Source organism: Kytococcus schroeteri, from assembly GCF_002847825.1.
Taxonomy (GTDB): Bacteria; Actinomycetota; Actinomycetes; order Actinomycetales; family Dermatophilaceae; genus Kytococcus; species Kytococcus schroeteri.
This window is the reverse complement of record NZ_PKIZ01000006.1, coordinates 57,081-82,185: the sequence shown is the minus strand read 5'-3', so window position 1 is coordinate 82,185 and position 25,105 is coordinate 57,081. Positions and strand designations below refer to the sequence as shown.

The 25,105-nt window shown below is 74.4% G+C and carries 18 protein-coding genes and 1 pseudogene; 5 read left to right on the top strand and 14 right to left on the bottom strand.

The window, feature by feature from the left end; all coding sequences use genetic code 11:
• Positions 1 to 316 precede the first annotated feature (316 nt).
• From CYJ76_RS04435 to CYJ76_RS04420, 4 genes are all read right to left on the bottom strand, one after another.
• Complete coding sequence (locus CYJ76_RS04435) at positions 317 to 1,456, bottom strand: CPBP family intramembrane glutamic endopeptidase (RefSeq protein WP_144043034.1); 1,140 nt, start codon at positions 1,454 to 1,456, stop codon at positions 317 to 319.
• A 101-nt stretch (positions 1,457 to 1,557) separates the two neighbouring features.
• A complete protein-coding gene (gene mmsB, locus CYJ76_RS04430; protein ID WP_070704492.1) occupies positions 1,558 to 2,448 on the bottom strand; it encodes a 3-hydroxyisobutyrate dehydrogenase in 891 nt (296 codons plus the stop codon).
• Positions 2,449 to 2,520: 72 nt separating this feature from the next.
• Entirely contained in the window at positions 2,521 to 2,838 is a 318-nt protein-coding gene (locus tag CYJ76_RS04425; RefSeq protein WP_141494634.1) for a hypothetical protein, read from the bottom strand.
• The gene (locus tag CYJ76_RS04420) at positions 2,838 to 3,422 is read right to left on the bottom strand and encodes a mycothiol transferase (protein ID WP_101849370.1); all 585 of its coding nucleotides are present in this window, start codon (positions 3,420 to 3,422) and stop codon (positions 2,838 to 2,840) included. Before CYJ76_RS04420 ends, CYJ76_RS04425 begins: the two co-directional genes overlap by 1 nt.
• Before the next feature lie 107 nt (positions 3,423 to 3,529).
• Between CYJ76_RS04420 and CYJ76_RS04415 the strand changes: the two genes are divergently transcribed.
• Complete coding sequence (locus CYJ76_RS04415; RefSeq protein WP_101849369.1) at positions 3,530 to 5,278, top strand: DUF7800 domain-containing protein; 1,749 nt, start codon at positions 3,530 to 3,532, stop codon at positions 5,276 to 5,278.
• Positions 5,279 to 5,296: 18 nt separating this feature from the next.
• Here CYJ76_RS04415 and CYJ76_RS04410 read toward each other — a convergent pair whose 3' ends face one another.
• Both CYJ76_RS04410 and CYJ76_RS04405 read right to left on the bottom strand, forming a co-directional pair.
• Positions 5,297 to 5,590, bottom strand: coding sequence for a hypothetical protein (locus CYJ76_RS04410; RefSeq protein ID WP_144043033.1), 294 nt, complete (start codon positions 5,588 to 5,590; stop codon positions 5,297 to 5,299).
• Between the two features lie 147 nt (positions 5,591 to 5,737).
• Positions 5,738 to 5,974: pseudogene (locus tag CYJ76_RS04405) on the bottom strand (ATP-binding cassette domain-containing protein); the annotation flags it as partial.
• Between the two features lie 92 nt (positions 5,975 to 6,066).
• Between CYJ76_RS04405 and CYJ76_RS04400 the strand changes: the two are divergent.
• Both CYJ76_RS04400 and CYJ76_RS04390 read left to right on the top strand, forming a co-directional pair.
• A complete protein-coding gene (locus tag CYJ76_RS04400; protein WP_101849367.1) occupies positions 6,067 to 6,906 on the top strand; it encodes a prephenate dehydratase in 840 nt (279 codons plus the stop codon).
• Between the two features lie 363 nt (positions 6,907 to 7,269).
• Positions 7,270 to 8,865: a DUF222 domain-containing protein gene (locus CYJ76_RS04390; protein ID WP_180802208.1), complete on the top strand. Its 1,596-nt coding sequence runs from the start codon at positions 7,270 to 7,272 to the stop codon at positions 8,863 to 8,865.
• A gap of 65 nt (positions 8,866 to 8,930) precedes the next feature.
• On the opposite strand, the gene CYJ76_RS04385 is transcribed toward CYJ76_RS04390, so the two are convergent.
• From CYJ76_RS04385 to CYJ76_RS04370, 4 genes are read right to left on the bottom strand one after another with little or no spacing between them, the layout of a single operon-like run.
• Positions 8,931 to 11,723: a GNAT family N-acetyltransferase gene (locus tag CYJ76_RS04385; RefSeq protein ID WP_101849364.1), complete on the bottom strand. Its 2,793-nt coding sequence runs from the start codon at positions 11,721 to 11,723 to the stop codon at positions 8,931 to 8,933.
• The gene (locus CYJ76_RS04380) at positions 11,720 to 14,200 is read right to left on the bottom strand and encodes a GNAT family N-acetyltransferase (protein WP_101849363.1); all 2,481 of its coding nucleotides are present in this window, start codon (positions 14,198 to 14,200) and stop codon (positions 11,720 to 11,722) included. The genes CYJ76_RS04385 and CYJ76_RS04380 overlap by 4 nt, the downstream gene beginning before the upstream one ends.
• Positions 14,197 to 15,795: a lysine N(6)-hydroxylase/L-ornithine N(5)-oxygenase family protein gene (locus CYJ76_RS04375; protein ID WP_101849362.1), complete on the bottom strand. Its 1,599-nt coding sequence runs from the start codon at positions 15,793 to 15,795 to the stop codon at positions 14,197 to 14,199. Before CYJ76_RS04375 ends, CYJ76_RS04380 begins: the two co-directional genes overlap by 4 nt.
• On the bottom strand, positions 15,792 to 17,255 hold the full coding sequence (locus tag CYJ76_RS04370; RefSeq protein WP_070704527.1) for a pyridoxal phosphate-dependent decarboxylase family protein: 1,464 nt from the start codon (positions 17,253 to 17,255) through the stop codon (positions 15,792 to 15,794). The genes CYJ76_RS04375 and CYJ76_RS04370 overlap by 4 nt, the downstream gene beginning before the upstream one ends.
• 175 nt (positions 17,256 to 17,430) lie before the next feature.
• On the opposite strand from CYJ76_RS04370, the gene CYJ76_RS04365 reads away from it, so the two are divergent.
• Positions 17,431 to 18,159: a siderophore-interacting protein gene (locus CYJ76_RS04365; protein WP_070704529.1), complete on the top strand. Its 729-nt coding sequence runs from the start codon at positions 17,431 to 17,433 to the stop codon at positions 18,157 to 18,159.
• Here the strand turns inward: CYJ76_RS04365 and CYJ76_RS04360 are convergent.
• Positions 18,141 to 18,728, bottom strand: a complete 588-nt coding sequence (locus tag CYJ76_RS04360; RefSeq protein WP_168168435.1) for a TetR family transcriptional regulator — start codon at positions 18,726 to 18,728, stop codon at positions 18,141 to 18,143. The genes CYJ76_RS04365 and CYJ76_RS04360 overlap by 19 nt on opposite strands.
• 374 nt (positions 18,729 to 19,102) lie before the next feature.
• Between CYJ76_RS04360 and CYJ76_RS04355 the strand changes: the two genes are divergently transcribed.
• A complete protein-coding gene (locus CYJ76_RS04355) occupies positions 19,103 to 19,807 on the top strand; it encodes a hypothetical protein (RefSeq protein WP_070705703.1) in 705 nt (234 codons plus the stop codon).
• On the opposite strand, the gene meaB is transcribed toward CYJ76_RS04355, so the two are convergent.
• The 3 genes from meaB to CYJ76_RS04340 are packed head-to-tail and all read right to left on the bottom strand — an operon-like array spanning position 19,755 to position 25,071.
• On the bottom strand, positions 19,755 to 20,747 hold the full coding sequence (gene meaB, locus CYJ76_RS04350; RefSeq protein ID WP_238138146.1) for a methylmalonyl Co-A mutase-associated GTPase MeaB: 993 nt from the start codon (positions 20,745 to 20,747) through the stop codon (positions 19,755 to 19,757). The genes CYJ76_RS04355 and meaB overlap by 53 nt on opposite strands.
• Positions 20,748 to 20,758: 11 nt before the next feature.
• Positions 20,759 to 23,029, bottom strand: coding sequence for a methylmalonyl-CoA mutase (scpA, locus tag CYJ76_RS04345; protein WP_101849361.1), 2,271 nt, complete (start codon positions 23,027 to 23,029; stop codon positions 20,759 to 20,761).
• The gene (locus CYJ76_RS04340; RefSeq protein WP_101849360.1) at positions 23,026 to 25,071 is read right to left on the bottom strand and encodes a methylmalonyl-CoA mutase family protein; all 2,046 of its coding nucleotides are present in this window, start codon (positions 25,069 to 25,071) and stop codon (positions 23,026 to 23,028) included. Before CYJ76_RS04340 ends, scpA begins: the two co-directional genes overlap by 4 nt.
• Between the last annotated feature and the right edge of the window lie 34 nt (positions 25,072 to 25,105).

Genomic DNA, 25,105 nt, shown 5'->3' with positions numbered 1-25,105 from the left:
GGTCGACCGATACGCAGGCGGGTGACTGGGATTCGGTCGACCTATCGGCCGATAGGACACCCCTCCGGACCACCACCTCCCGCAGCCCCGCCAGCCCGCCCGACCGGCCCACAGCTCACCTCTCACCGCATCGTCGAGTAAGGCTTGCCTTGCCTTAGCGAGTTGGGTACTGTTCAGGCATCGCAGGGCGCAGGGGCCCGAGCGGTACCGGAGGACGGGACCGGGTGGTGGTTCCCCGCCCTCCACGCACTGAAGGGGCCGGAGCGCTGATGCGCTCCGGCCCCTTCAGTGCGTGCCGGCCAGCGGCCGTGCGTGGTCAGCGGGCGGCGGCCCCCACGCGGTCGCGGGGGTGCAGCAGCTCCTGCAGGTCGGCGGCGGTGCGGTTGCCCAGCCCGCTGCGGCGCCACTGCCACTCCACCAGCGCCAGGCCCACGCCCTGCAGCAGCACGCTCATGAGCAGGACCGCCGGGGTGGAGGTGGTGTCGCCGCCCACGAAGCCGTCCTCGAAACCGCCGAAGAACAGCGAGATGACCATGAGCGTCACGTTGTTGACCGAGTGCATGACCACGGCCGCCTCCATGCCGCCGGTGCGCACGATCATCACCAGGGCCACGAGGGCGAACAGGCCCAGGTCGGCGAGCACCCAGGGGTCCAACGAGCCGTGCGCGAGGGCGAAGAGACTCACCGAGGTGACCGTGGACAGCCCCAGGGCCAGCCACGTCCACGGGATCCAGCTGCCGAACCACTGCATCACGAAGCCGCGGAACAGGTACTCCTCGCCGGCCGCCTGCAGGGGCGTGGTCAGCACCACCACGAGCAGCATCCACCAGAAGTACCGGTGCGGGTGCGGCGTGAAGCTCTCCCCGGCCAGCGCGGCCGTCCCGAGCAGGTAGAGCACCCACCACGGCGTGAGCACCACGAGCACACGCAGCGCCCAGCCCCAGCGGAAGCGCCCCGCCACCGAGGAGGCGAAGCCCGGCCGCATCCAGTAGGCCAGGGCGAGCACGCCGACGGCCGCCGGCACGAGGACGGCCAGGCCGGCGTTCATGCCCAGGAAGGTCAGCGGGTGGAAGACCTCCGGCATGCCGTCACCACCCTGCTCGAACCCCTGCCGCTGGCTCTCGATGGACAGCATCGGGGCGAGCATGGCCACGATGGCGACGAGTGCCACCACGATGCCGACCGGGATCCACAGGAGCAGGGCCACGACGGGGCGCCACCAGGCACGGCGGGGGCCACGGGTGAGCTCGTGGAACTCGGCGTCCGGACGCACCGACGAGACGGGGGCCGGCGGGCCGTACGGCCCCGGCGCGTAAGGGGGCGGGGCGTACGGCCCCGGTGCGTACCCCGTCGGGGCAGGGTGGGCGTACTGCCCGTACGGCGGCTGCGGGGCGTAAGGGTTCTGCGGCGGACCCTGGGGGTGCTGCGGATGGGGCTGGCCGGGCTGCTGATTCACCCGCACAGGGTAGGAGGGCCCCGCTCCGCCCGGTACCCCCGGCGGGGTGGAGGCCCTCCGGTCCGGCGCCACGGCACCGCCGGGGCGGCGGTGCCGTGCGGTCAGCCGTTGAGCGTGTCGCTCTCGATGGCGGTGATGACGGCCCCGAAGTCGCGCCGGGGACCGTCGATGTCGACGAAGCGCTCGTAGGCGTCGCGGGCCGCTCGACCGAAGGCGGTGTCCACGCCGGCCAGCTCGGAGGCGTCCTGCGCGAGGTTCAGGTCCTTGAGCATGAGGCCCGAGGCGAAGCCGCCCTCGAAGTCGCGGTTGGCCGGCGATCCCTCGACCGGGCCCGGCACCGGGCAGTTGGTGTCCAGGGCCCAGCAGCGGCCGGAGCTGGTGGAGGCGACATCGAAGAAGGCCTGCGGGTCCAGGCCGAGCTTCTCGCCGAGCACGAAGGCCTCGGAGACGGCGATCATCTGCACACCCAGCAGCATGTTGTTGCAGATCTTGGCGGCCTGGCCATTGCCCGCACCGCCGCAGTGCACGATCTTGCGGCCCATGGCCTGCAGGACCGGCTCGGCACGGGAGAAGGCCTCGTCGGTGCCGCCGACCATGAAGGTGAGCGTGCCGGCCTCGGAACCCACCACACCGCCGGAGACCGGGGCGTCGATGCTGGAGTGGCCCGCCTCGCGCACCATGTCGGCGGCCTTGCGGGCAGACTCCACGTCGATGGTGGAGGAGTCGATGAACAGGACGTCCTGACCGGTCACAGCCGGGACGATCTCGCCGTAGGAGTCCAGCACCAGCTGGCCGTTGGGCAGCATCGTGATGACGACCTCGGCGTCGGCCACGGCCTGCGCGCCGCTCTCGGCCACGGTGACGCCGTTGCCCTGCGCGGTCTCACGGGCGGCGGGCACGGGGTCGAAGCCCGTGACCTCGTGGCCGGCCTTGACGAGGTTGGCGGCCATCGGGCCACCCATGTTTCCGAGTCCCAGGAACGCGATCTTCATGCCGCGAGCCTACTCCCCGCGTGATGCAGGTCACGCCGGGAGGGGTGGGGTGGCAGGACGCCCCGGGCGCCCTCAGCGCGGGCGGTTGACGGGCACGAACCGCCCCTTGACGCGCCGCCGGACCTCCACCCGGGGCATCTGGACCACCTCGGACATCTCCGCGAGATAGCGCGCTGCCAAGTCGAACGCCTCGTGGTCCTCGGCGTCGTCGTTGGACTCGGCCACCACGCAGCGCACGGTCACCTGGGGCACGCCACGGGGCATGTCGAGGGACACCTTCTCCACCAGGTGGGTGCGGCCCACCACCTCCCGGGCGATGTCGAGCACCTTCGAGGGCGGGGTGTCACCCCGGACGGCGAGCACGTCGGCGACGAGGCGGTAGGAGGGCATCAGGCGCCCCGTTCCCCGGCCGGGCGCCACGGCTGCACGAAGTCGTTGCCCGGCTGGCCCCAGACCGCGAGCAGCAGCTCCGGAGAGGTCGCGCCGTCGATCTGCTCCCGGACGATGTCGGCGTGCCCGGCGTGGCGCGCGAGCTCCTCCACCACGTGCACGTGCTGGTAGCGCGCGCACACCCGCGCAGGGGCGTCCACACCGAACCAGGGCATGGCCGGCTGCTCCACCACCTCGCCCGGGTCGGCCGTGCGCAGGTTCTCCACGAGGGCCTCCATCACCTCGTCGAAACGGGCCAGGGTCAGCGCGAGCGTCTCGTCCTCGCGGAGGGTGAAGCTGGCCATGAACGCCTCGACCGGGTCCGCCGGGACCCGGTCCGGGTGCACGACCTCCGCGCCCACGACCTCGGCGTACACGTGCACCAGGTGCTTGAGCAGGCCGCCGATGCTCAGCGCGCTGCGGCAGGGCGTGAGGCGGGCCTGCTCCTCGGTGAGGCCGTACGTGCTTGCCCGGAGCGACTCCGCGAGCTGGCGGACGTACTCGGCGTGGGTGGTGGGCTCGTCGTGCTGGGCGGGCAGGTACACGGCATCCTCCTGGGCTGGTGGCCGGCGCCCCGGTGGCCACCAGGGTGCTGAACCCACAGCGTGGCAGCCGGCACCGACAACCTCCCGGTGGCTGCGAGACTGGCCGCATGGCTGCCTCCATCGTCATCGGCCCCCTGCTGCGCCACGTGGACCACGGGTCCGCCGCGATCTGGGTGGAGACCGACGCCCCCGCCCGGGTGGAGGTGCGCGCCGGGGAGCACACGGCATCGGCCAGCACCTTCAGCGCGCACGGGCACCACTACGCCGTCGTGGAGCTCACCGGGCTCCCTTCCGGCCTGGACAGCACCTACGAGGTGCTCGTGGACGACGCCCGCGCCTGGCCCGAGGCCGACGACCCCCGCCCCGCGCCGCGGCTCAACACGCTGACGCCCGGCGCCGCGGTGGACCTCGGCTTCGGCTCGTGCCGCACCTCGGTGAGCCACGACGCGAAGGGGCACCGCACCCACGGCGTGGACGCGCTGCGCACCCTGGGCATGGCGAACGCCCTCGGCCGGGAGGACGCACCCGCCCTGCCGGAGATGATGCTGCTGCTCGGCGACCAGGTGTACGCCGACGCCACGAGCGAGGCGATGCAGGAGTTCATCGCCTCGCGCCGCTCGCTCGACGAGGGGCCCGGCAAGGAGCTGGCCGACTACGAGGAGTACGCGCACCTGTACTCCCTGGCCTGGGGCGAGCCGTGGGTGCGGTGGCTGCTGGCCAGCCTGCCGACCCTCATGATCTTCGACGACCACGACGTGCGCGACGACTGGAACACCTCCGCCGCCTGGCGCGAGGAGATGGAGGCCACCGACTGGTGGCACGACCGCATCGTGGCGGCGCTGGGCTCGTACTGGGTGTACCAGCACCTGGGCAATCTCTCGGTGGCCGAGCGCGCCCAGGACGAGATCTGGCGGGAGGTGGTCTCGCGGCAGCGCACCGACCCCCACCCGGACGTCACCGAGGTGCTCGACGCCTTCGCCGAACGTGTGGACCAGCACCCCGACACCTACCGGTGGTCCTACGCCCGCGACATCGGCGCCACCCGCCTGGTCGTGGTGGACTCCCGCGCCGCACGGGTGATGGAGCGGGGCGAGCGGCAGATGCTCGACGAGCGCGAGATGCAGTGGCTCAGCGACCAGCTGCGGGGCGCCGACGGCATCGAGCACGTGGTGGTGGGCACCTCGCTGCCCTTCCTGCTGCCGCGCGGCCTGCACCACCTGGAGGCGTGGAACGAGGCCGTGGGCAACGGGGTCTTCGGGGAGCGCGCCGCGGCCGTGGCCGAGTGGCTGCGCACCACCGTGGACCTGGAGCACTGGGCGGCGTTCCACGCCTCGTTCCTGCGCGTGTGCGCGATGGTGGGCGAGCTGGCGCGCGGTGAGCGGGGGCCGGTGCCGCGGTCCGTGCTCTTCCTCAGTGGCGACGTGCACCACTCGTACGTGTCCGAGGTGGAGTCCGCGTCGCTGCTGGACGACCACGACCTCACCGACGACGAGCGGGCCCAGGCGGCCGCCGGGGAGGCGCCGGAGATGCGCGTGCTGCAGCTGGTGTGCAGCCCCATCCGCAACCCGCTGCCCACCGTGATGCGCTACGCGACGGCCGTGCTGGCCCACGGACTGGCCGTGCCGCTGGGGGCGATGGCGGGGCGCTCGGCGCACGTGCCGGCGCAGCCCTGGCGGTGGCGCGACGTGGCCGGGCCGTGGTTCACCAACAACGTGGCGCTGCTGCGGGTGGACGGGGAGGAGCTGGAGGCCAGCTGGTGGACCGGCGAGGTGCGCGACGGCGACCACGACCACCCGGTGCTGGTGGAGGTGCAGACCGTGGACCTCGACGAGGACGGGCGCGTGCGGGTGGAGTGAGGGGGCGGCGGGCGCCGCTCAGCCGCGCGGGACGTCGCGGCGCCGGAAGCCCGCGAACCCGGCGGCCACCAGCACGAAGGGCCCGAGGGTCCAGCCCAGCAGGGCCCCACGGTGCTCGTGCAGCGCCAGCCCGAACGGGGTGCGCAGCAGGGACGACGCGCGGTCCGGGCGCGGGCGGGCGCGCAGCAGGGCGGCGTCCACGTCACGGCGGGCGTGCAGCGCCACCGCCGCGGCCACGAGGAACGTGGCAGTCACCAGCAGCAGGCCCACCGGCCACCAGCGGGCGTCCCCGAAGGCACGGGCCTGGTCCACCCAGCCCAGCGGCGTGGCCCAACCCCAGACCGAACAGGCCGGCACCGTAGACCGCCGCACCCCGGGCATCCGCCCCGAAGGCCACGACCATGGCGAACTCGTTGGCCATCACCCCACCGAGGTGTCGGTGCCGGCCACACGCCCCTCGAGCACCCGGGGCAGGGCCGCGGCATCGGCCCACGGGTCCCCGCCGAAGAGGCGGACGGTGCCCGCATCGGCCCGCATCAGGCCCAGCAGGACGCGGATGGTGGTGGACTTGCCCGCCCCGTTGGGGCCCAGGAATCCGTGCACCTCGCCGGGGGCGACCGTGTGGTCCAGGCCGTCCAGGGCCCGCGCGTGGCCGAGGGCCTTGACCAGGCCCCGGACCTCGATGACGGGGTCGATCCGGCGAGGGCGGAGGCGTCGTGGGCGACGCGGGAGGAGGGCGTGGAGGCAGTCTGGCAGTCGGCACCGACTGCGCGTGGAACGATCTGACGATGCAGCACATCGCCATCCAGGGAGAGCCCGGGTCCAACTCACACCTCGTCGTCCGCGAGAACCACCCGGACGCACAGACGGTGCCCTGCGCCTCCTTCGAGGAGGCCTTCACGCGGGTGACCGACGGCGAGTGCGAGCTGGCCGTCATCCCCATCGACAACTCCCTGGCCGGGCGCGTGGCGGACATCCACCACCTGCTGCCGGCCAGCGGGCTGCACATCGTGGGCGAGCACTTCCTGCGCATCCGGTTCTCGCTCCTGGGCCTTCCCGGCGCCACGCTGGACGGGGTGCGCACCGTGGCCAGCCACGTGCACGCGCTGGGGCAGTGCCGCCACATCATCCGCGAGCACGGCTGGGACACCGTGGTGGCCGGCGACACCGCGGGCGCCGCCCGCGAGGTGGCCGAGGCCGGCGACCCCGCCCGGGCGGCACTCGCCCCGCCGCTGGCCGCGGAGATCCACGGGCTGCAGGTGCTGGCCGAGGGCGTGGAGGACGCCGCGCACAACACCACCCGGTTCGTGGTGCTCAGCCGCGAGGCCGTCGTGCCGCCGCGCGACGCCGGGCCGCTGGTGACCACGTTCGTGTTCACCGTGCGCAACCACCCGGCCGCCCTGTACAAGGCGCTGGGCGCCTTTGCCACCAGCGGCATCAACATGACCAAGCTGGAGAGCTACATGCTCGACGGGCGGTTCACGGCCACGATGTTCCTCGCCGAGGTGGACGGCCACCCCGAGGAGCCTGCCCTGGCCGGGGCGCTGGAGGAGCTGACCTTCTTCACCACCGACACGCGCGTGCTGGGCACCTACCCGGCGTCCCCCTGGCGGGACGGGAGGCACTGAGGCGGAGCGGTTCTGGCCCGGCCCGCGTCGAGGCGGGACCACTGGCCCACGAGGGCTCCCACACCGAGGGCGACGCAGGTGACCACCCACTCACCCGACCCCTCCGGGCGGACGATCCCCAGGGCGGCGGCCGCGGCGGCGGCATGCCTGGCCAGCGCCGTGTCACGGTCACCCCGGAGGGCGAGGCCGGCGAGGGCGCGAGGGGGGGTTGTCCACAGGGTGGGTGGTGGTGCGGGCGCGTGCATCAGGTCGTCCACATGTTCGATGGTGGGGTTGCAGTAGGTCGGTTATGTGTACTAGTGTGGGGGTAGGTGGTTGGACAGGGGGTTCGACCAGTGGTTGGCCATCGAGGGGGTGGTGCCCGTGCCCAGGACGACGAACGAGACGCCGGTGCCCGGTGGGGGTGGTGGCCCTGCTGCCGCGGTGGTGTGGGGTGAGGTCGTGGAGGCGTTCGCGGGGTTGGACTCCGCGGTGGGGCGGGTGTTGTCGGCGTTGGCCGCTGCCGCGGGCCAGGAGGGCCTGCCGGTGGGCCCGGTCGAGCTGGACTGGCTGACCACGGAAGCAGCCAGGGTGGCGGCCCGGGGTGAGCGGGTGCGAGGACGGTCGTTCGACGTCCTACGCGCCGCCCGCCAGGCGGGGCGGGTGGCCCACGACGACGACGCGCAGTTCGTCGCGGCCAAGACCGGGCGTGCCGCGGGGCAGACCCGCCGGGAGGCCGAGCTCGCCGGTGCCCTGGCCGAGCCCCCGCCCGTTGCGCCCGGCCAGGCCACCGGGCAGCCCGGTCCCAGTATTGACGGTGCCGGCGGTGGCACGGGTGGTGGTCCGGCCGGTGATCGGGTGCTGCGTCCGTTGGCTCGCGCGGTGGACGCGGGGTTGGTGGATGCCGACCGGGCCCTGGTCGTCGTCCGTGAGCTCGAGGCCCTGCCCGACCACGTGACCCCCGCCGAGCGGTTGCGCGCCGAGGAGGTCCTCACGGTCAGGGCCCAGAAGCTCTCGGTGCGGGCGTTGCGGCGCGCGGCACGCCGCGTCCTGGAGGACCTCGGGTACACCACCGCCGTGGCTGACACCCACGAGAACACCCGGGTGGCTGCCCAGGAGGACAAGGCGTGGGCGGCCGCGTCGTTCTGGATCCGCGAGGAGGGTGACGGGACGATGACCGGACGGTTCACCCTCCCGGTCCTCCAGGGCCGGATGCTGGCCAAGGTCCTGCAGGCCATGACCAGCCCCCGCCGACTCGCACGCCACCGGACCACCACCACCGCGACCGCCGACGGGCAGGAGGGTTTGCCGTGGGGCGAGCGTGAGGTGGACTGGGCCCACGAGCAGGGCAAGGCCTTCGCCGAGCTCGTCTCCCACCTGCCCACCGACCACCTGTCCACACCCTCGACCGCGATCCTGCTGGTGCGCACCGACCTGGACACCCTCCGCGGGGTCACTGACCGGGTCGGGGTCACCGACCACGACGAGGAGGTCTCGGCCGGGCAGGTCCGCCGCCTGGCCGCCACGGCCGGGATCGTCCCGGTGGTCATGGGCAGCGACTCGGCCGTCCTGGACCTGGGCCGGCAGACCCGGGTGTTCACCGACTCCCAACGCAAGGCCCTCGCGGTCACCTACTCCACGTGCGCCGAGGAGCACTGTGATCGACCGTTCGCCTGGTGCGAGATCCATCACGACACGCCTTGGACACCCCGCAGGACGCCCCGGGCAGCAGCCGAGGGGCCGCCACCGGGCACCGGGGCCGGTACGGCACCACCCAGGAACGACCCCGATCACCCCGATCACCCCGATCACCGCGGTGACCGCGGGGCGAAGGACACCGGTGGCGGGACCGACCTGGCCAATGCCATCCCGTTGTGCGGACGACACCACCGCCGCCTGGACGACCCCCGGTACACGCACACCACCACGACCGGACCCGACGGCGCCACGACCGTCCACTTCCACACAGCACACCCATGACCAGCCACAGGGAGATCGAGACGCTGCGTGCCGGTGCCCGCGGCCCCGGGGAGTGCGTGACCGGGTCAGGCCAGTACGCCGCCCGGCGGGCGCTCGAGGAAGGCGAACTGCGCCACCTTGTGCCCCAGGTCCACCACGGGCCCAAGGGTGAAGCCGGCCTGCACCAGCCGCTGCACGGCGGGCGTGTTGCGCTGGTCGGGCTCGGCCACCAGCCGGAGCGCGCCGGGGTCGGCGAACACCATCGCCGCGCCCTGGGCACCCACCAGCGCCGGCAGCTCAGCGATGCCGTGCCGGCGGGGGCCGACCATCAGGTGCATGCCCACGTCGCCGGGGCGCACCTCGTAGCCCTCCCCCACCGGGTCGTGGGCAGGGTCGTAGGTCTGCCACAGGGCGACCGGCTGCCCCTCGTGGGTCACCATCCACGCGTGGTGGTGGGGGCTCGCGTCAAGCCACGTGTACACCTCCACCACGTCCTGCACGGAGTAGTCGCCCATGCCCCAGAAGCGTCCGCGGTGCTCGGTGGCCCAGGCGTGGATCACTGGCCCGTCCACCTCTGGGACCACGGGCGTGAAGACCAGCTCCGGAGGCGGCGGCGCGGAGTCCGGCTGACTGAACACGGGCAGCAGTTCCCCGGTGCGCCACGCCTCGGTCTGGTTCCGCGCGGTGGGGACGTCGAGCACGCCGTGAGCACCCAGGGGGACGGCCCACCGGCTGGCGCCCGGGTCCGCGAGGTCCAGGACCGCGCGGCAGACCGGTCCACGCACGGTCGATGCGGTGCGACCCGGCACGCTGGAGGTGGCGGCGACGCAGTCCACGTCTCCGCCCACGGGGCCGAGCGGCACCGGCCAGCCCAGCGCGTGCAGTCCGAAGGCCTGGTGCTCGGCGCCCCAGCGGTCAGCGGCCCGGTCCGCGGTGGGGAGGTGATCGGCCACGTCGTCCAAGGCCTGACGGGCGCAGGTGCGCAGCTCCTCGGGCAGCGCGGCGGCGAGGGACTCCAGCCCCAGGCCGACCCGCGCCGTCACGTCGAGCCACGGCTCGAACAGGGCCGGGAACTCGGCCCGCGCGGCGGCGGTGACGGAGGAGTCCTCGTGCAGCGGCGCCAACGCGGGCAGGGCAGCCACCCGGCGGGCCAGGGCCGTGCGCCAGCGCCATGCGAGCAGGGCCAGGTCGGACTCGGGGTCCATGTGGCCGTCGAAGTTCGCGAGCGCCTTGGCGACGGGGTGGTCAGGCGCGCCGAGAACGCTCGGACGCCCCGGGGCGTCGGGGACGCCACCCACGACGACGCCCGTGAGACGCAGCAGGTTCAGCAGGCCCTGCGACCGGGTGTCGAGTTGGATCCGGCTCAGGTCCTCGCCGGTGACCAGAGGTTCGGCGCACAGGAGCTCTCGGATGCGGTCGGCCCGGTGGGGCGGTGCGAAGGCCTCGCCCCAGGCGGCCGTCTGGTCGCGGCGGTGGTTGGCGTGGACGGCGACGCCCTCCACCCGGCGCCACGGCTGGTGGGTCGACCATGCGGACGGGCCCGCACCGTCGCCGGACGGGGTGGGGCCAGTGGCCGGGGCCGCCTCCGGGCGAGCCACGTCGAGGACCCCCAACGGACGGCCGGCAACGCCCTCCCACAGGGAGTCCACATCGGCGACGAGCACGCAGTTGGCCGGCTCCACCCAGTGGTCCCAGGCGGTCATCGCGTCCTGGGCGGTGCGGGCGTGGAACAGCCGGGGCAGGGCCTCGAACCCGAGCCCCGGGGAGAGGTCTGCGGCCTGTCGGACCGCTCGCGCGCCCGGGTCCCCGGGGCGGCCCCAGAGGCGGGTCACGGATGCAGCGCCGGTGGTGGCGCCGGACTCCGTCAGGGTGGTGCCGGGCGTCGTCACGGCGCGGTCGTCCGACGAGAGCGGGACGAGCTGCTGGGTGCGGGCCATCGCGTTGGTGATGCACCAGGCCACCGACCCGGCGTGACCCACGTGCTGCACCCCCGGCACGCCGGGGAAGGCCAGGCCGGCCACGTCGAGGCCCGGCCCCTCGCTCCCACCGCTCGGCTCCACGGTGAGGCGCACCTGCTGGTAGACGTTCGGGGCCTCCAGGAGGCGGTGCGGGTCGCTGGCCAGGAGCGGCGCCCCGGTGGCCGAGCGGGCCCCCACGACGCCGATGGCGTTGGACCCCGACGCCTGCGCGCTCGGGTCAGCGGCCAGCCAGTCCACCCACTCCGGACCGAGCTGCTCGGTGACGTGCTCGCGCCAGAGCTGGTGCGGCCAGTCGCCGAAGAGCACCTGCTGCAGCCAGAAGACGGCCAGGCAGTCGGCGGCGTCCCAGGCGCGCCAGTCGAGCGGGTCCGCGTCCGGCGAGACCGCTTCGAAACCGGGCACGCGGCCCGCGTCGCGGCCGACCAAGGCACGCAGCTCGGGCACGTCCGCGGCGGCCACCGTGGCCAGCCCGTCGCGCACGCCCTCGGCGTAGTGCTCCACCCACTCCCGGGTCTCCGGCGTGAGGGCGGCCAGGGATCTCTCAGCGGTGGCGCGGACGCCGATGCGGTGGGCGAACCGGTCCCACTCGGCCGCGGTGCCGGCCACGGGGGCGGCCACCTCGGTCCCGGCGGCACGCAGGTGGTGCACCGCCTCGGCCCAGGTGCCGTGGGCGCGCCAGCGGTCGCTGACGAGCTGCCAGGTGCGGTCGCGGGCGGTCACCCAGCCCTGGGTGTGGAGCAGGTCGGGCTCCGTGGCGGCCACCACGTGCGGGACGCCCGCGGCGTCGCGGCGCGCCTCGCCGCGGGGCGGCGTGGGTGGGCTGGGCACGTCGTGCGGACGGGGCGGGTCGTGCGGGTGGCCCGGCTGGGGCGTCGTGCTGGTGCTGGGCGTGCCGGTCATGCCTGCCTCCCGGCGGGGTTGGGGAGGGTGCCGGAGTACAGCAGGGAGGAGCTCTGGTCGGCCAGGTCCACCATCTGCAGGGTGTTGCGCAGCTGCAGCCGGTTGAGGCACGAGTGCGCGAACTCGCCGGCCAGCAGGTCCACCCAGTGGTGCTCGGGGAACTCGGACCGGTGCTGCTGGACGCACTCGCGCACCAGGCCCCAGAACTCCTCGCCGGTGAGCAGCCCGTCGGCCTCCAGGCGCGCTGCCAGGAAGCGCAGCACGCCGTCGTACACGTCGGTGAACACCGCCAGGGCGGCCTCGTCCGCCGGCACGTCCACCACGATGCGGCGCGCCTCCTCGGGCACGGCGGCCGGGTCGCCCCCGGCCCGGGGACCGGCGAACACGGCCACCTCCTCGCCGATGTCCTTGAAGACCGCGCGCACCGGGGACCCGTCGCGCCACACCATGATCACGTTCTCGGTGTGCGGCATGAAGGCCAGGCGATGAACGGTCAGGCAGTGCACCACGGGGCGCAGGTAGGCGTGCAGCAGGCGGCGCACCCACTCGGCCGGCTCCAGCCCGGAGGCGCGCACCATCGCGCTGGCCAGGTGGTGGCCGGCGTGGTCGGTGTGCAGCACCGCGGCGAGCGTGCCGAGGGTCTCCCCCGGCTGCAGCTGCGGCACCGGCGACTCGCGCCAGAGCGCGGCGAGCATCTTGCGCTGCGCCGGCGCGGGACCGGACAGGTTGGCCTCGTGGTAGGCGTCGCCGGTGTAGCCGATGGCGGCCAGCTCCCGGAGCACGGTCAGGCCGCAGCCGCCGCGGGCGGTGGGCAGCGCGTCGGTGCGGTCCGGGTGGGACGGGTCCCCCGCGAGCGCCGGATCGCCCGAGACCACGGTGTGCACCCAGTCGTTGATGGCCGGCGTCACCTGCATGTACGCCGGCGAGAGACCGCGCAGGAAGCCCATGTTCTGCACCGAGAGCGCGGTCTTCACGTAGCACCGCTCGGGGGCGTCGGTGTTGAGGAAGGTGCGGATGGACTGCTGGGCCTGGTAACCGTCGGCCGGCCCCAGCGGCACGATGGCGCCCCGCGCCACCTCGGGCGCGAAGGTCACGGCCACCTTGTGCTCCCACTGCCAGGGGTGCACCGGCAGGTAGAGGTAGTCGGCCGGGTCGTGGCCCGCGGCGCGCAGGGTCGCCGCGAAGCGGTCGCGCGTGGGGGCGTCGAACTCCGCGGCCCAGTGCGCCTCCTCGGTGCGACCGGCGCCAAGAGACAGGTGCGCGGCCCCGCGGGCCACGGCCAGCCACAGCACCTCCACACGCTGCCCGGCCTCGGGGGCGTAGCGCTCGTGGTCGGCCAGCGACCAGCCGATGCGTCCGTTGTTGGCCACGAACGCCGGGTGGCCCTCGGTCATGGCGGCCTCCACCTGCTGGAAGTCGGCGCCCACCAGGTCGGCCGCCGGCAGGGCACGGTGCACGCGCTTCCACGCGGCGCCAGCCAGCGTGGCGGCCACCTCCTCCAGGTAGGTGCCCAGCAGGTGGTCGGGGATGCCGGCCCGCCGCCGCACCCGTGTGACCAGGCGCTGGGCGTCGACCTCCTCGGACACCTCACCGCGCACCACCTCGATGCTGTCGGGGTCCACCACCCAGTGCTCGAGCGCATGGCGGGTGGCGCGGTAACGGTAGGTGGCGGCACCGTCATCGGAGGTGACCGCGTACCAGCCGTCGCCGAGGTCGGTCGGCTCGAGGATGCGCTCGTGGGCGAACTCGCCGAGTGCCTTGGCGGCCACGTGGCGGTGGGCCCACCGCATCGGGCCGGGGGCCAGGTGCGGCGGGGTGAGGGAGACCGCCGCAGGCCGGCGGGACGACGCTGCGGGAGCGGTGGGAGAGTCGGCGGGGAGCACGTCCACGAACTCCTCGCGGCGCAGCAGCGAGAGCATCGCGCTCTTGGGGTTGCCCCCGTCGGTGAAGGTCACCTCGCCCAGCTCGCGGAACCCGACGCGCCGGTTGAGCGCACGGATGCGGTCGTTGCCCACGTCGGGCTCCACCACCACCCGGCGGGCACCGTGGTGGCCCAGGCACAGGTCGCGCACCACACCGGTCATGGCCGATGCGGTGAGCCCCGGCCGGTGCGCGGGCTCACCCGTGGCGTCGGGCGCGGGCGGGGCGACGAGCAGGTGCATGCCCCAGTCGCCGTCCACCAGGTCGAGGCCCACGGCGGTGGCCTGGTCGGCCAGCGGGTGGCGGCGGGGGTCGTAGGTCTCGGCCAGCACCATCGGCTCGCCGTCCACCGTGCCCAGCCAGGCCCACTGGTGGTCGGCGGCGTCCACCGCGGCGTAGTCGGCGGCCACGCGCTCCACGGTGTGCTCGGAGGCGCCCCAGAAGTGCGAGCGCGGGTGGGCGAACCACCGCTGCAGCAGCGGCGCGTGGGTGTCGACGAGCTCGCCCGTGAGCTCGGTCCAGGTGACCACGGGGCCCTCGATGCGGGTGGGGCTCATGCCTGGTCCCCTGCCTCGACGGAGGCGGCATCGGTGGGCGTGACATCGGTGGACGCGGCCTGGGTCCCAGCGACCAGGCCGGACCCGGCGGACGGAGCGCTCGGGTCCGGCGCGCCGAACTGCTGGAAGGCGATCTGCTGCTCGACGGCGAACAGCTCCCGGCCGGTGAGGTCGTTGAGCACCTGCGCGGCACGCCACGGGCCCATGCCCAGGTCGGGCGCCGACAGACCGTGCGTGTGTTCCTCGCCGTTGAGCACACGGATGCGGCGGGCGGCGTCCACGGTGAAGTCCAGCGCCACGTCGTACCGGCCGTCGGGCAGCCAGGAGATGCGGTCACGCACCGGCTCCAGGAAGTCCGGCACCCAGTGCTCGTACCCGGTGGCCAGGACGGTCGCGTCCGAGGTGGTGGTGAAGGGGGTCCCGGTCTCGGTGTGGCGCCAGGCCAGGTGGGCGGTGTCGCCCACGAGCTCGCTGGACTCCAGGGCGCAGGCGGTCCGCATGGTCACCGGCAGGTCGGCACCGCGTTCCACGCGGCGGCGGTACAGCGCCTCGTGGATGGCGTTCACCAGGTCGCCCGAGATGCCCTTGTACAGCGGCAGGTTCTGGCGCCCCAGCCGGTCGCGCTCGGACTGGGGCAGGCCGTGGAAGTAGCGCGTGTACTCCGGGGAGGTCATTTCCAGGGTGAGCTTGGTGTACTCCATCGGGAAGAAGCGGGGCGAGCGCGTGAGCCAGCTGAGGTGCTGCCGGCCCAGGTCGAGCCGCTCCAGCTGGTCGAGGAAGATCTCGGCTGCCGACTGCCCAGAGCCGATGACGGTGACGTGCTCGGCGCCGGCCAGGTGCTCGCGACGGTGCATGTACTGCGAGGAGTGCAGGTGGGCCGCGGCCCCGGGGGCGTCCTCGCCGACGAGGGCCCGGGCCGGTGCGGGCACGCGCGGCCGGGTACCCGTGGCGAGCACGAGGTGTCGGGTGAGGTCCGTGCGCTCGGTGGCGTCGACGGCTGCGGTGCGAGGGGCGGCCGCGGTGGCGGAGTCGGTGCCCTGGTCGACGGGGCAGCCGTCCGCGCCTCGACGGCTCGCGACGGAGGTCACCGCGAACGCGTCGGCGGCCTCGTCGAAGACCACCCGCACCACCTCGCGGCCGAACTCCACGGTCGGCTCCCCGGACGGGGCGCGCAGGCCCTCGGCGACCCAGCGGCAGTACGCGTCGTACTCGGCGCGCAGCGGGGCGAAGTCCTCGCGGATGTAGAAGGGGTACAACCGGCCGGTCTGCTTCAGCCAGTTGAGGAAGCTCCACCGGTTGGTCGGGTCGGCGAGGGTGACGAGGTCGGCCAGGAAGGGCACCTGCAGCGTCGCCCCCTCGATGAGCATGCCGCCGTGCCAGCGGAACCCGGGGGCCGCGTCGAGCACGCGCAGGTCGAGCGGGGCTGCACCGCCGGACGGCGCGCCGGCACCGCCGCGCGGGGCGTCTGCGATGCCGTCGGCCAGGGCCGCCAGCCCGAGGCCGAACGGCCCGGCGCCGATGACGAGCACGTCGTGGACGGGGGCACCGGCCGGGGCGGACCCGGCCACCGGGGCGGAACGCAGGGCGCTGCTCATCGGGCCGCCGCCTCGCGCTCGAGGGCCATTCCGGCGGTCTCGCCCACCACCGGCGCGAGCATCCGCCCGGTCTCGCGGAGGGTCTCCACCACGTCGGCCAGCACCTCCGGCGTGCTCGCCGGGTTGAGCACCGTGAACTTCAGCCACGGCCGCCCCTCGAAGGTCGTCCCGGCCACGATGGCCCCGCCGTCGGCGAAGAGCTCCTCACGGATGCGCGGGTTCAGCACGTCCACTGCGGAGTCCGACAGGTGCGCCGGGGCGTACCGGAACACCACGGTGGACAGCTGCGGCACGGCCGCGATCTCGAAGTCCGGGTCGGCGTCCAGCAGCTGGGCCACGGCGTGCGCGTTGTCGATGGCGGTGTCGAACGCCTCCCCCAGGGCGTCCGCGCCATCGGTGCGCAGCGTCATCCACAGTTTGAGCGCGTCGAAGCGCCGCGTGGTCTGCAGGGACTTGTCCACCTGGTTGGGCACGCTGGCGGTGGCCGGGTTGAGGTACGCCGCGTGGTGGGTCACGTGGCGCAGGGTGGAGGGGTCGCGCACCAGCACGGCGCTGGCCGAGACGGGCACGAAGAAGGTCTTGTGGAAGTCCACGGTCACCGAGTCGGCCTGCTCGATGCCGGCCAGCAGCCCCCGGCGCCGACGGCTGGCCAGCAGGCCCCCGCCGTACGCGGCGTCGACGTGCAGCCACACCCCCGCCCGGCGGCACACGCGACCCACCTCCTCGAGGGGGTCCACGACGCCCAGGTCGGTGGTGCCGGCGGTGGCCACCACCGCCATCACGGCGTGGCCGGCGGCGCGCACCCGGTCGACGGTAACGGCCAGGGCGACCGGGTCGATGCGGTGGTCGGCCAGCGGCACGGGCACCACGGCATCGGGCGCCAGACCCAGCAGGCGCGCGGCCTTGAGGATGCTGAAGTGGCTGTGCGCACTGGTGAGGATGCGCAGGTCGGCCAGGTCGTGCCCGGCCGCCAGCGCCTCGCCGCGGGCCACCACCAGGGCCTGCAGGTTGCTCAGGGTGCCCCCGGGGGTGAACACGCCGTCGCCGGCCACCAGGCCGAGGCGCTCGCAGGTCCACTCCACGAGGCGGCACTCCATGGCGGTGGCACCCACGCTCTGGTCCCAGGTGTCCACGGACGGGTTGAGCGCGCTGGTCACCACGTCGGCGGCCACGGAGCTCAGGGTCACCGGGCAGTTCAGGTGCGCCACGTATCGGGGGTCGGCGAAGGCGATGCTGTCGCGCACGAACAGGTCGTCGACCTCCTGCAGCACCTCGGCCAGGCCGCCGGGGGCGGGGGTGTCGAGGTCGACCCCCTCGACGCGCGCCACCACCTCGTCCACGGGGGCGGCACGCCCACCGGTGGCGGGGCGGTCGGTGCGCCCCAGGTGGCGTTGCACCAGCTGCGCGGCCTGCTGCACGGCGTCGGCGTAGGCCGGGCCGGAGGCGGAGGTGAGGAACATGCGTGCCTTCCTGGTCGATGCGGGGGACGGTGCGGCCACCGACCGGCGGGGTGGGGCGGACACCGGGCCGCATGGCCGGGTCGGCCACGTGACCGAGGCCGCACCCTGCCACACAGGTTAGGCTTGCCTCAACAGCACTCCCGCGCGGCGGGTCCCGATCCCACGGAGGAAGCACATGCATCGCGGCTGGCAGGGCGCCGTCCTGAAGGTCTACGGCGCCAAGGACTTCCGGGTCCGCGTGCTCGAGTCCACACAGGTCACCCCCACCTTCGTGCGGCTCCGGCTCGAAGGCGCCGAGCTGCTGCGGGCCGTGGAGTGGCACCCCACCATGTGGGTGCGGCTGTGGTTCACCGACGACCGCGGCAAGCCCCACCAGCGCGCCTACACGGTCATCGACCCGCAGGCCGACGGCACCTTCAGCATCGAGGTGCACGTGCACGACGGCGTGGCCGCCCGCACCTTGGCCGGCGCCGCACCGGGCCTGGAGCTCGAGGCCACCGTGCAGGGCACCGGCTTCCGCGCCCCCGACGGCGAGGTGGAGCACCTGCACCTGGTGGGCGACGCGGCGAGCATCCCGGCGATCCGCACCGTGCTCGACGCGCTGCCCACCACACCGGCCACCGTCTGGCTCGAGGTGCAGGACGCCTCCGAGCAGCGCATCCACGTCACGTCACGGGTGGACGTGGAGGTGCACCGCCTGGAGCGCGGCACCGGCCGCCACCTGCCCGATGCCGTGACCTCCGCCGTGGCCGCCCGCCGGGAGGCCGGCCACGACCCGGCCGACGACTGGTTCTGGCTGGCCCCGGAGGCCGCCACCTGCCGCGAGCTGGGCAAGCACCTGCGCAAGGAGGTCGGCGTGCCCAAGGAGCGCGTGACGGCGCTGGCCTACTGGCGCGCCGCCTGAGGGTCCGTCCACCCCAGCAGCGCGACGAGCTCGGCGACGGCGGCCCGGGACTCCTCGGGCGACCCGGGACCCGACCGCTCCCGCAGCACGAGCCCCTGGACCGTCGCCAGTGCGATGACCGCCTGCGCCCGCACCCCGCCCGAGGTGGATGCGGGCGGACCACCGACGGCCTCCCGGCTCTCGACGAGCCAGTCGGTCAGCCACGGTGGAGCCACCCCGTCGACCCAGATCGCGTCGTGGAGCCCCGGCCGCTCACGGGCGAACCACACGAGGTGCAGCAGGAAGGCCTCGGGGGTGGGGAGCCCGTCGAGGACCTCGAGCTCGTCGCCCAGCACCTGCACGGCGCGCCGCGTCACCTCCTCCCACAGGTCGGCCATGGACCCGATGGACTCGTAGAGGACCGGTTGGCTGAACCCGACCCGCGCCACCAGGGCCCGCGTCGTCACCGCTGCGCGGCCGCCCTCGCACGCGAGCGCCGTCGCTGCGCTGACCGCGGCCTGCCACCGTTGCTGCCGCAGCTCCTCACGTCGCCTCGCCCTGCGCGCCGCCCGTGCCTTCTGCCCGCCCACCGGGCCAGCGTCGCACCACAGGCCGGCCCCACGCCGCGCGTCGTCCACAGGCGGGGATGCACCGCGGCCGGCAGGGCGTCACACAGCTCCGCGCGGTGGCGGCGGCGGCCCGGGGCGACGGCGGCCCGGGGCGACGTCAGGGGTGACCCCATGGAGACGTGACCTATCGCGCGATAGGTCGACCGAAACGCAGGCGGGCGACTGGGAATCGGTCGACCTATCAGCTGATAGGACACCCCTCCCGCGAGGGCACTCCCACGCCCGGGGAGCCTCGGAGGTGCCACGATCCCGCCACGCACCGATTGGGGCCGGACCGGGCCACGCCCCCATGCACCGATTGGGGCCGGACCGGGCCGCGCACCTACCCTCTGCGGATGCCGACCGACCCCGCCGCCGCGACGACGCGCGCCCGCCGCCTCGTCCTGGCCCTGGTGGCGGTGGCGCTGCTGCTCGGCGGCCTGGCGATGTGGCTGCAGCACGGAACGCACGCGGGTGACCCCGGAGCCACGCCGACCGAGCGGGCCACCGCCGAGCGCGACCCACTGCGCGAGCTGCCCGGCGTCCAGGAGGTGGAGGACCTGGGCCCGGACGCCACCCCGCGCGAGTGGGCCGACCACCGCCTGTGGACGCTCACCCCCTCGGCCGTCGACCACGCCGACCAGCTGGCTCCTCGCCTCGAGTACACCCCGGAGGACCCCACTGAGGACGCGACCGGGAGCACCCGGAGCCGCCCGACCTCCACCGCCGGCGTGGTCTACGACATGCCCGCGGCCGACGCGCGACTCGTGGCCCACCAGCCGGCCGTGGACGGCGAGACGGTGGACTGGTGGCTCGACCTCGTGGGGCGGGCCCGCGACGTCGACCCCGCCGCCGAGGTGTCCTGCCAGGTCGAGGGCGACGCCACCTGCGCCGTACGGACCGCCGACCCCGACGGCGTCCGCGTGGCCCTGGCCACCGGCTTCCCCGACTTCGAGCGGTACCTCGCCGGCATCACCGACGAGCCCTCCCACACCGCCCTGGTCACGGTCAACGGCGATGCCGTGTGGCAGCGGTCCAGTCCTCCCGCAGTGCCTCGATGACGCGCGCCGCTGCCTCGGTGGCGTCGAGCTCCCCGCGGGTGACCGCGCCCTCCCACGCGCCCCGGCCCTCCGCCACGGACGGCGTGGTCCGCGCGGCGGCACGCAGCTCGGCATCGACCATGGACCACATCCAGTCCCGCTGCTGGGCCGCCCGCCGCGTCTCCAGCCGCCCGGCCGAGACGAGCCCCTCCCGGTGGTCGAGCACGGCCTGCCACAGCTCGTCGAGCCCGTCGCCGGTGACCGCGGAGCAGGTGAGCACCACCGGGGTGTCCTCCGGTCGCATGAGGTGCAGCGCCTGCCGCAGGTCGCGGGCGGCCACGCGGGCCTCCGGGGCGTGGTCGCCGTCGGCCTTGTTGATGGCCACCACGTCGGCCATCTCGAGGATGCCCCGCTTGATGCCCTGTAGCTGGTCACCGCCGCGGGCCAGACCGAGCAGCAGGAAGGTGTCCACCATGCCGGCCACGGCCACCTCGGACTGCCCCACGCCCACGGTCTCCACGACCACCACGTCGTAGCCCGCGGCCTCCAGCACGAGCATCGACTCGCGGGTGGCCCGGGCGACGCCGCCGAGGTGGTCGCCGGTGGGGCTGGGCCGCACGAACGCCTCGTCGCGGGCGGCCAGCGCCCCCATCCGGGTCCGGTCGCCCAGGATGGAGCCGCCGGTGCGGGCGCTGGAGGGGTCCACCGCCACCACGCCCACGCGGTGCCCGGCGTCGATGAGGCGCTGCCCCAGGGCGTCGATGGTGGTGGACTTGCCCGCCCCGGGGATGCCCGAGATGCCCACGCGCACGGCGCCCCCCGTGGCCGGCGCGATGCGGCGCAGCAGCTCCTTGGCCGGCTCGCGGCGGTCCGGCCGCATCGACTCCACCAGCGTGATGGCGCGCGCGACGGCCCGGCGGTTGCCCGCCAGGACGCCCTCGGCCAGCGCCGCCGGGTCCACCGCCGTCACGGTCAGGCGCCGGTGGGGTCGGTGGCGTGCCCGGCCTTGCGACGCAGCGTCCCGATGAGGTCCACCGCCGCCTTCGCGATGACGGTGCCCGGCGGGTAGATCGCGTCCGCCCCGGCCTCGCGCAGCTCGGCGAAGTCCTGCTCGGGGATCACGCCACCGACCACGATGCACACGTCCTGGCCGTCGAGCGCGTCGAGCTCGGCCCGCAGCGCCGGCACGAGGGTGAGGTGCCCGGCCGCCAACGAGGACACGCCCACCACGTGCACGTCGGCCTCCACGGCCTGACGTGCCACCTCCTGCGGGGTCTGGAAGAGCGGGCCCACGTCCACGTCGAAGCCGAGGTCGGCGTACGCGGTGGCCACCACCTTCTGGCCGCGGTCGTGCCCGTCCTGGCCCATCTTGGCCACGAGGATGCGCGGGCGACGGCCGTCCTCCTCGGCGAAGGCCTCCACGGCCTCGCGGGCGGCGTCGATGGCGGCGTCGTCGCCGGCCTCCTTGCTGTACACACCGGAGATCGTACGGATCTGCGCGGTGTAGCGGCCGAAGACCTCCTCCATCGCGTCGCTCATCTCGCCCACGGTGGCGTGCGCCCGGGCGGCCTCGATGCACAGGGCCAGCAGGTTGCCGTCACCGCGTGCCCCCTCGGTGAGCGCGGTCAGCGCGGCCCGGCAGGCGTCCTCGTCGCGCTCGGCGCGCAGCCGCTGCAGCTTCTCCAGCTGCTCGGCGCGCACGCGGGCGTTGTCCACCTTGAGGATCTCGATGGGCTCGTCCTCGTCCACCGGGTAGAGGTTCACGCCCACCAGCGCCTGGCGGCCGGAGTCCAGTCGCGCCTGGGTGCGGGCGGCGGCCTCCTCGATGCGGAGCTTGGGCAGCCCGGCCTCGATGGCCTGGGCCATGCCGCCGGCGGCCTCCACCTCCTGGATGTGCGCCCACGCCCGCTGCGCGAGGTCGTGGGTGAGCGTCTCGATGTACGCGCTGCCGCCCCACGGGTCCACGGTCTGGGTGGTGCCGGACTCCTGCTGCAGCAGCAGCTGGGTGTTGCGCGCGATGCGGGCGGAGAAGTCCGTGGGCAGCGCGATCGCCTCGTCCAGGGCATTGGTGTGCAGGCTCTGCGTGTGCCCCTGCGTGGCGGCCATGGCCTCGATGCAGGTACGCACCACGTTGTTGTAGACGTCCTGGGCGGTCAGCGACCAGCCGGAGGTCTGGCTGTGGGTGCGCAGCGACATCGACTTGGGGTTCCTCGGCTCGAACTGCCGCACCAGGCGCGCCCAGAGCAGCCGGGCCGCGCGGAGCTTGGCCACCTCCATCGAGAAGTTCATGCCGATGGCCCAGAAGAAGCTCAGGCGCGGCGCGAAGGTGTCGACGTCCAGCCCGGCCTCGATGCCGGCGCGCAGGTACTCCACGCCGTCGGCCAGCGTGTACGCCAGCTCGAGGTCCTGCGTGGCCCCGGCCTCCTGGATGTGGTACCCGGAGATGGAGATCGAGTTGAACCGCGGCATGTGCGCACTGGTGTGGGCGAAGATGTCGCTGATGATCCGCATCGACGGCTCGGGCGGGTAGATGTAGGTGTTGCGGACCATGAACTCCTTGAGGATGTCGTTCTGGATGGTCCCCGAGAGCTGGCCCTGGCTCACCCCCTGCTCCTCGGCCGCGACGACGTAGAGCGCCAGGATGGGCAGCACCGCGCCGTTCATGGTCATGGACACGCTCATGCGGTCCAGCGGGATGCCGTCGAACAGCTGGCGCATGTCCAGGATGGAGTCGATGGCCACGCCGGCCATGCCCACGTCACCGGCCACGCGGGGGTGGTCGGAGTCGTAGCCGCGGTGGGTGGCCAGGTCGAAGGCCACCGAGAGGCCCTTCTGCCCGGCGGCCAGGTTGCGGCGGTAGAACGCGTTGGACTCCTGCGCGGTGGAGAAGCCGGCGTACTGGCGCACCGTCCACGGCTGGTTGACGTACATGGTGGGGTACGGGCCGCGCAGGTAGGGCGGGGCACCGGGCACCGTGTCGAGGAAGTCCAGGCCGGCCAGGTCGGAGGCGTCGTACACCGGGGGCACGTCGATGCCCTCGGGCGTGGTCCACGGGGCGCGCTCGGCACCAGTTCCGCACCGGTGCGGGACTCGACTCTCGAGATCGGCACCGGTGCGGTTCTCGCCGATGGCGCGCTCGGCGTCGGCCGGGGTCGCCGCCTCGGTGCGGCGCTCCGGGGCCGGCACGTCGTGGAACGCCGGGAAGCCCGCCGGCACGCCGGGCTGCTGGGTCGGGGCACTCATCGGGAGACTCCCATCGCGTCGAGGAGCTGGGTGAGGAAGGCGATGACGTCGTCGCCGGTGGCCACCGACGAGTCCGCCGAGGGCAGCTCGGAGGCCTTGCCGGCCACCACGACGCCCCCCACGCCCGCCCCACGGAGGGCGGCGGCCACGGCCTCGCCGTGCTCGGCGTTGGCGGCCGGCGCGGCGGCCACGACGGCCACCGGCGGCACGCGCTGCTCGAAGGCGGCGTGCAGCGCGTCGGCCACGGCCGCGTCCAGGTCGTCGGCGGCGGGGTCCACCTCCACGGCCACCGGCACGATGCCGGCCACGCCGAGCACGTTGGCGGCGAAGGTCTCGCGCGGACCGAAGTCCTTGCGGGCCCCCACGCACACCAGCGCCACGGTGGGCCGCTCGGCCTCCAGGGCGGTGGCCGCGGTGCGGTCGCGGAGCATCTCGAAGGGCAGCGAGTCCCAGCTGCGCGGCAGGGCCAACTCGGCGGCGGCCTCCTGGCCGGTGGCGGCGTCGGTGCCCGTGGGGGCCACCGCCTCGGCGCGGGGAGTGCGCTGCAGCGGCACCTCGCCGGCCAGTGGGAACATCGAGACGCCGGTGAGGCCCAGCTCGCGGGTGGCCAGCCGGTCCAGACGCATCTGGTCCACGGCCACCACGTTCCTGCGCAGCAGGGCGCGCATACCGGCATCGGCCAGGCCGCCCCCGGACTCCAGGCCCTGGACGTACCTCCAGGCCAGGTCCACGTAGTGGTCGGTGAGCGACTCCACGAACCACGCGCCACCGGCCGGGTCGGTCACCGCACCCACGTGGGCCTCGGCGGCCAACAGGGTCTGGGTGTTGCGGGCCACGCGGCGGCTGTGCGCGTCGGGCAGGCCGGCGGCGGTGTCGTAGGGCAGCACGGTGATCGCCTCGGCCCCGCCGGCGGCGGCGGCGAAGCACGCGATGGTGCCGCGCAGGATGTTCACGCTCGGGTCGTCGCGCGTGATGATGCGGCGGCCGGTGACGGCGTGCTGGCGGGCGGCGGCCACGGCCGGGTCGCGGTGCCAGTCGGCCCCCTCGGCGGTGGCCACCTGCTCGGCCACGTGCGCCCACAGCCGACGCAGGGCGCGCAGGCGGGCGATGGTCTGGAACTGCTGCTGGGTGGCCGAGACGCGGAACTCGACGAGCCGGAAGGCGTCCCGGGCCGCGATGCCGGCGCCCACCAGCAGGCGCACGGTGGCGATGCCGGTGGCCACCGCGGCGGCGAGCTCCTGCACGTTGGAGGCGCCCGCCTCGTGCCACGGCAGCGTGTCCACGGTGACCGCCCGCATCGGGGCCAGGTCGCGCCCCTCGGCGAGGTCGAGGGCGGCGCGCACCACGGCGAGGGAGTCCTCGTCCAGCGTCACCGGGCCCTCGTGCCCCTCCACCGCGGCGTGGCCCACCGGGTCGAGACCGAAGGAGCCCTGTGCCGAGGCCTCGGGGGCCTGGGTGAGCACCTCGCGGCCGGCGAGGAGGTCGGCGAGCGCCCGCGCCCCGGCGATGGAGGCGTGGCGGTCGGGGGCGGCCAGCGAGACCGGCGCGAGGTCGGTGAGCACCGGCTCCAGCGCGGTGGCCAGCTGCTCGGGCGCGATGCCGGTGCGCCCCACCACGAGGTGCACCGAGCTCACGCCGTGCTCGAGATCGGCCGCCACCTGCTCGGCAGTGCGGGCGGCGTCGGGGTCGTCGAAGGCCTGGCGCACGTCCCACGGCAGCTCGGCCGGTCGCACGGACCCGCCCCGGGTGAAGGGGAACTCGCCCGGCGCCTCCAGCGGCACCGACGGGGAGCTCGCGCCGGTGTAGAGCGGCTCCACGCGGTAGTCGTCCAGGGTGCGGGTGCGCAGCGAGTCGACCGCGTCCTCGACGCTCAACTGGCGCCCCTCGCCGCGCGGCTTGTTGACGACGGCGGCGGCGCTGGCCTCCCAGGACTCCACGGAGCGGGCGTCGAAGCCCTCCATGAGGTCGATGTGGGCCTCCCCCACGTCCGCGGGGGGCGCCTCGGGCGTCGCCTCGGTGGCGGCGGCGGACGGCTCGTTCATGGCACCTCTCTTCACCAGGGGACGGGCACAGGAT

What these genes read in the sequence shown, in the direction of transcription:
- CYJ76_RS04375 (WP_101849362.1), bottom strand. Translation starts at nt 15,795, where the DNA reads ATGAGCAGCGCCCTGCGTTCCGCCCCGGTGGCCGGGTCCGCCCCGGCC.
- CYJ76_RS04415 (WP_101849369.1), top strand. Translation starts at nt 3,530, where the DNA reads ATGGCTGCCTCCATCGTCATCGGCCCCCTGCTGCGCCACGTGGACCAC.
- CYJ76_RS04385 (WP_101849364.1), bottom strand. Translation starts at nt 11,723, where the DNA reads ATGACCGGCACGCCCAGCACCAGCACGACGCCCCAGCCGGGCCACCCG.
- CYJ76_RS04365 (WP_070704529.1), top strand. Translation starts at nt 17,431, where the DNA reads ATGCATCGCGGCTGGCAGGGCGCCGTCCTGAAGGTCTACGGCGCCAAG.
- mmsB (WP_070704492.1), bottom strand. Translation starts at nt 2,448, where the DNA reads ATGAAGATCGCGTTCCTGGGACTCGGAAACATGGGTGGCCCGATGGCC.
- CYJ76_RS04370 (WP_070704527.1), bottom strand. Translation starts at nt 17,255, where the DNA reads ATGTTCCTCACCTCCGCCTCCGGCCCGGCCTACGCCGACGCCGTGCAG.
- CYJ76_RS04400 (WP_101849367.1), top strand. Translation starts at nt 6,067, where the DNA reads ATGCAGCACATCGCCATCCAGGGAGAGCCCGGGTCCAACTCACACCTC.
- CYJ76_RS04425 (WP_141494634.1), bottom strand. Translation starts at nt 2,838, where the DNA reads ATGCCCTCCTACCGCCTCGTCGCCGACGTGCTCGCCGTCCGGGGTGAC.
- CYJ76_RS04380 (WP_101849363.1), bottom strand. Translation starts at nt 14,200, where the DNA reads ATGAGCCCCACCCGCATCGAGGGCCCCGTGGTCACCTGGACCGAGCTC.
- CYJ76_RS04355 (WP_070705703.1), top strand. Translation starts at nt 19,103, where the DNA reads ATGCCGACCGACCCCGCCGCCGCGACGACGCGCGCCCGCCGCCTCGTC.
- scpA (WP_101849361.1), bottom strand. Translation starts at nt 23,029, where the DNA reads ATGAGTGCCCCGACCCAGCAGCCCGGCGTGCCGGCGGGCTTCCCGGCG.
- CYJ76_RS04340 (WP_101849360.1), bottom strand. Translation starts at nt 25,071, where the DNA reads ATGAACGAGCCGTCCGCCGCCGCCACCGAGGCGACGCCCGAGGCGCCC.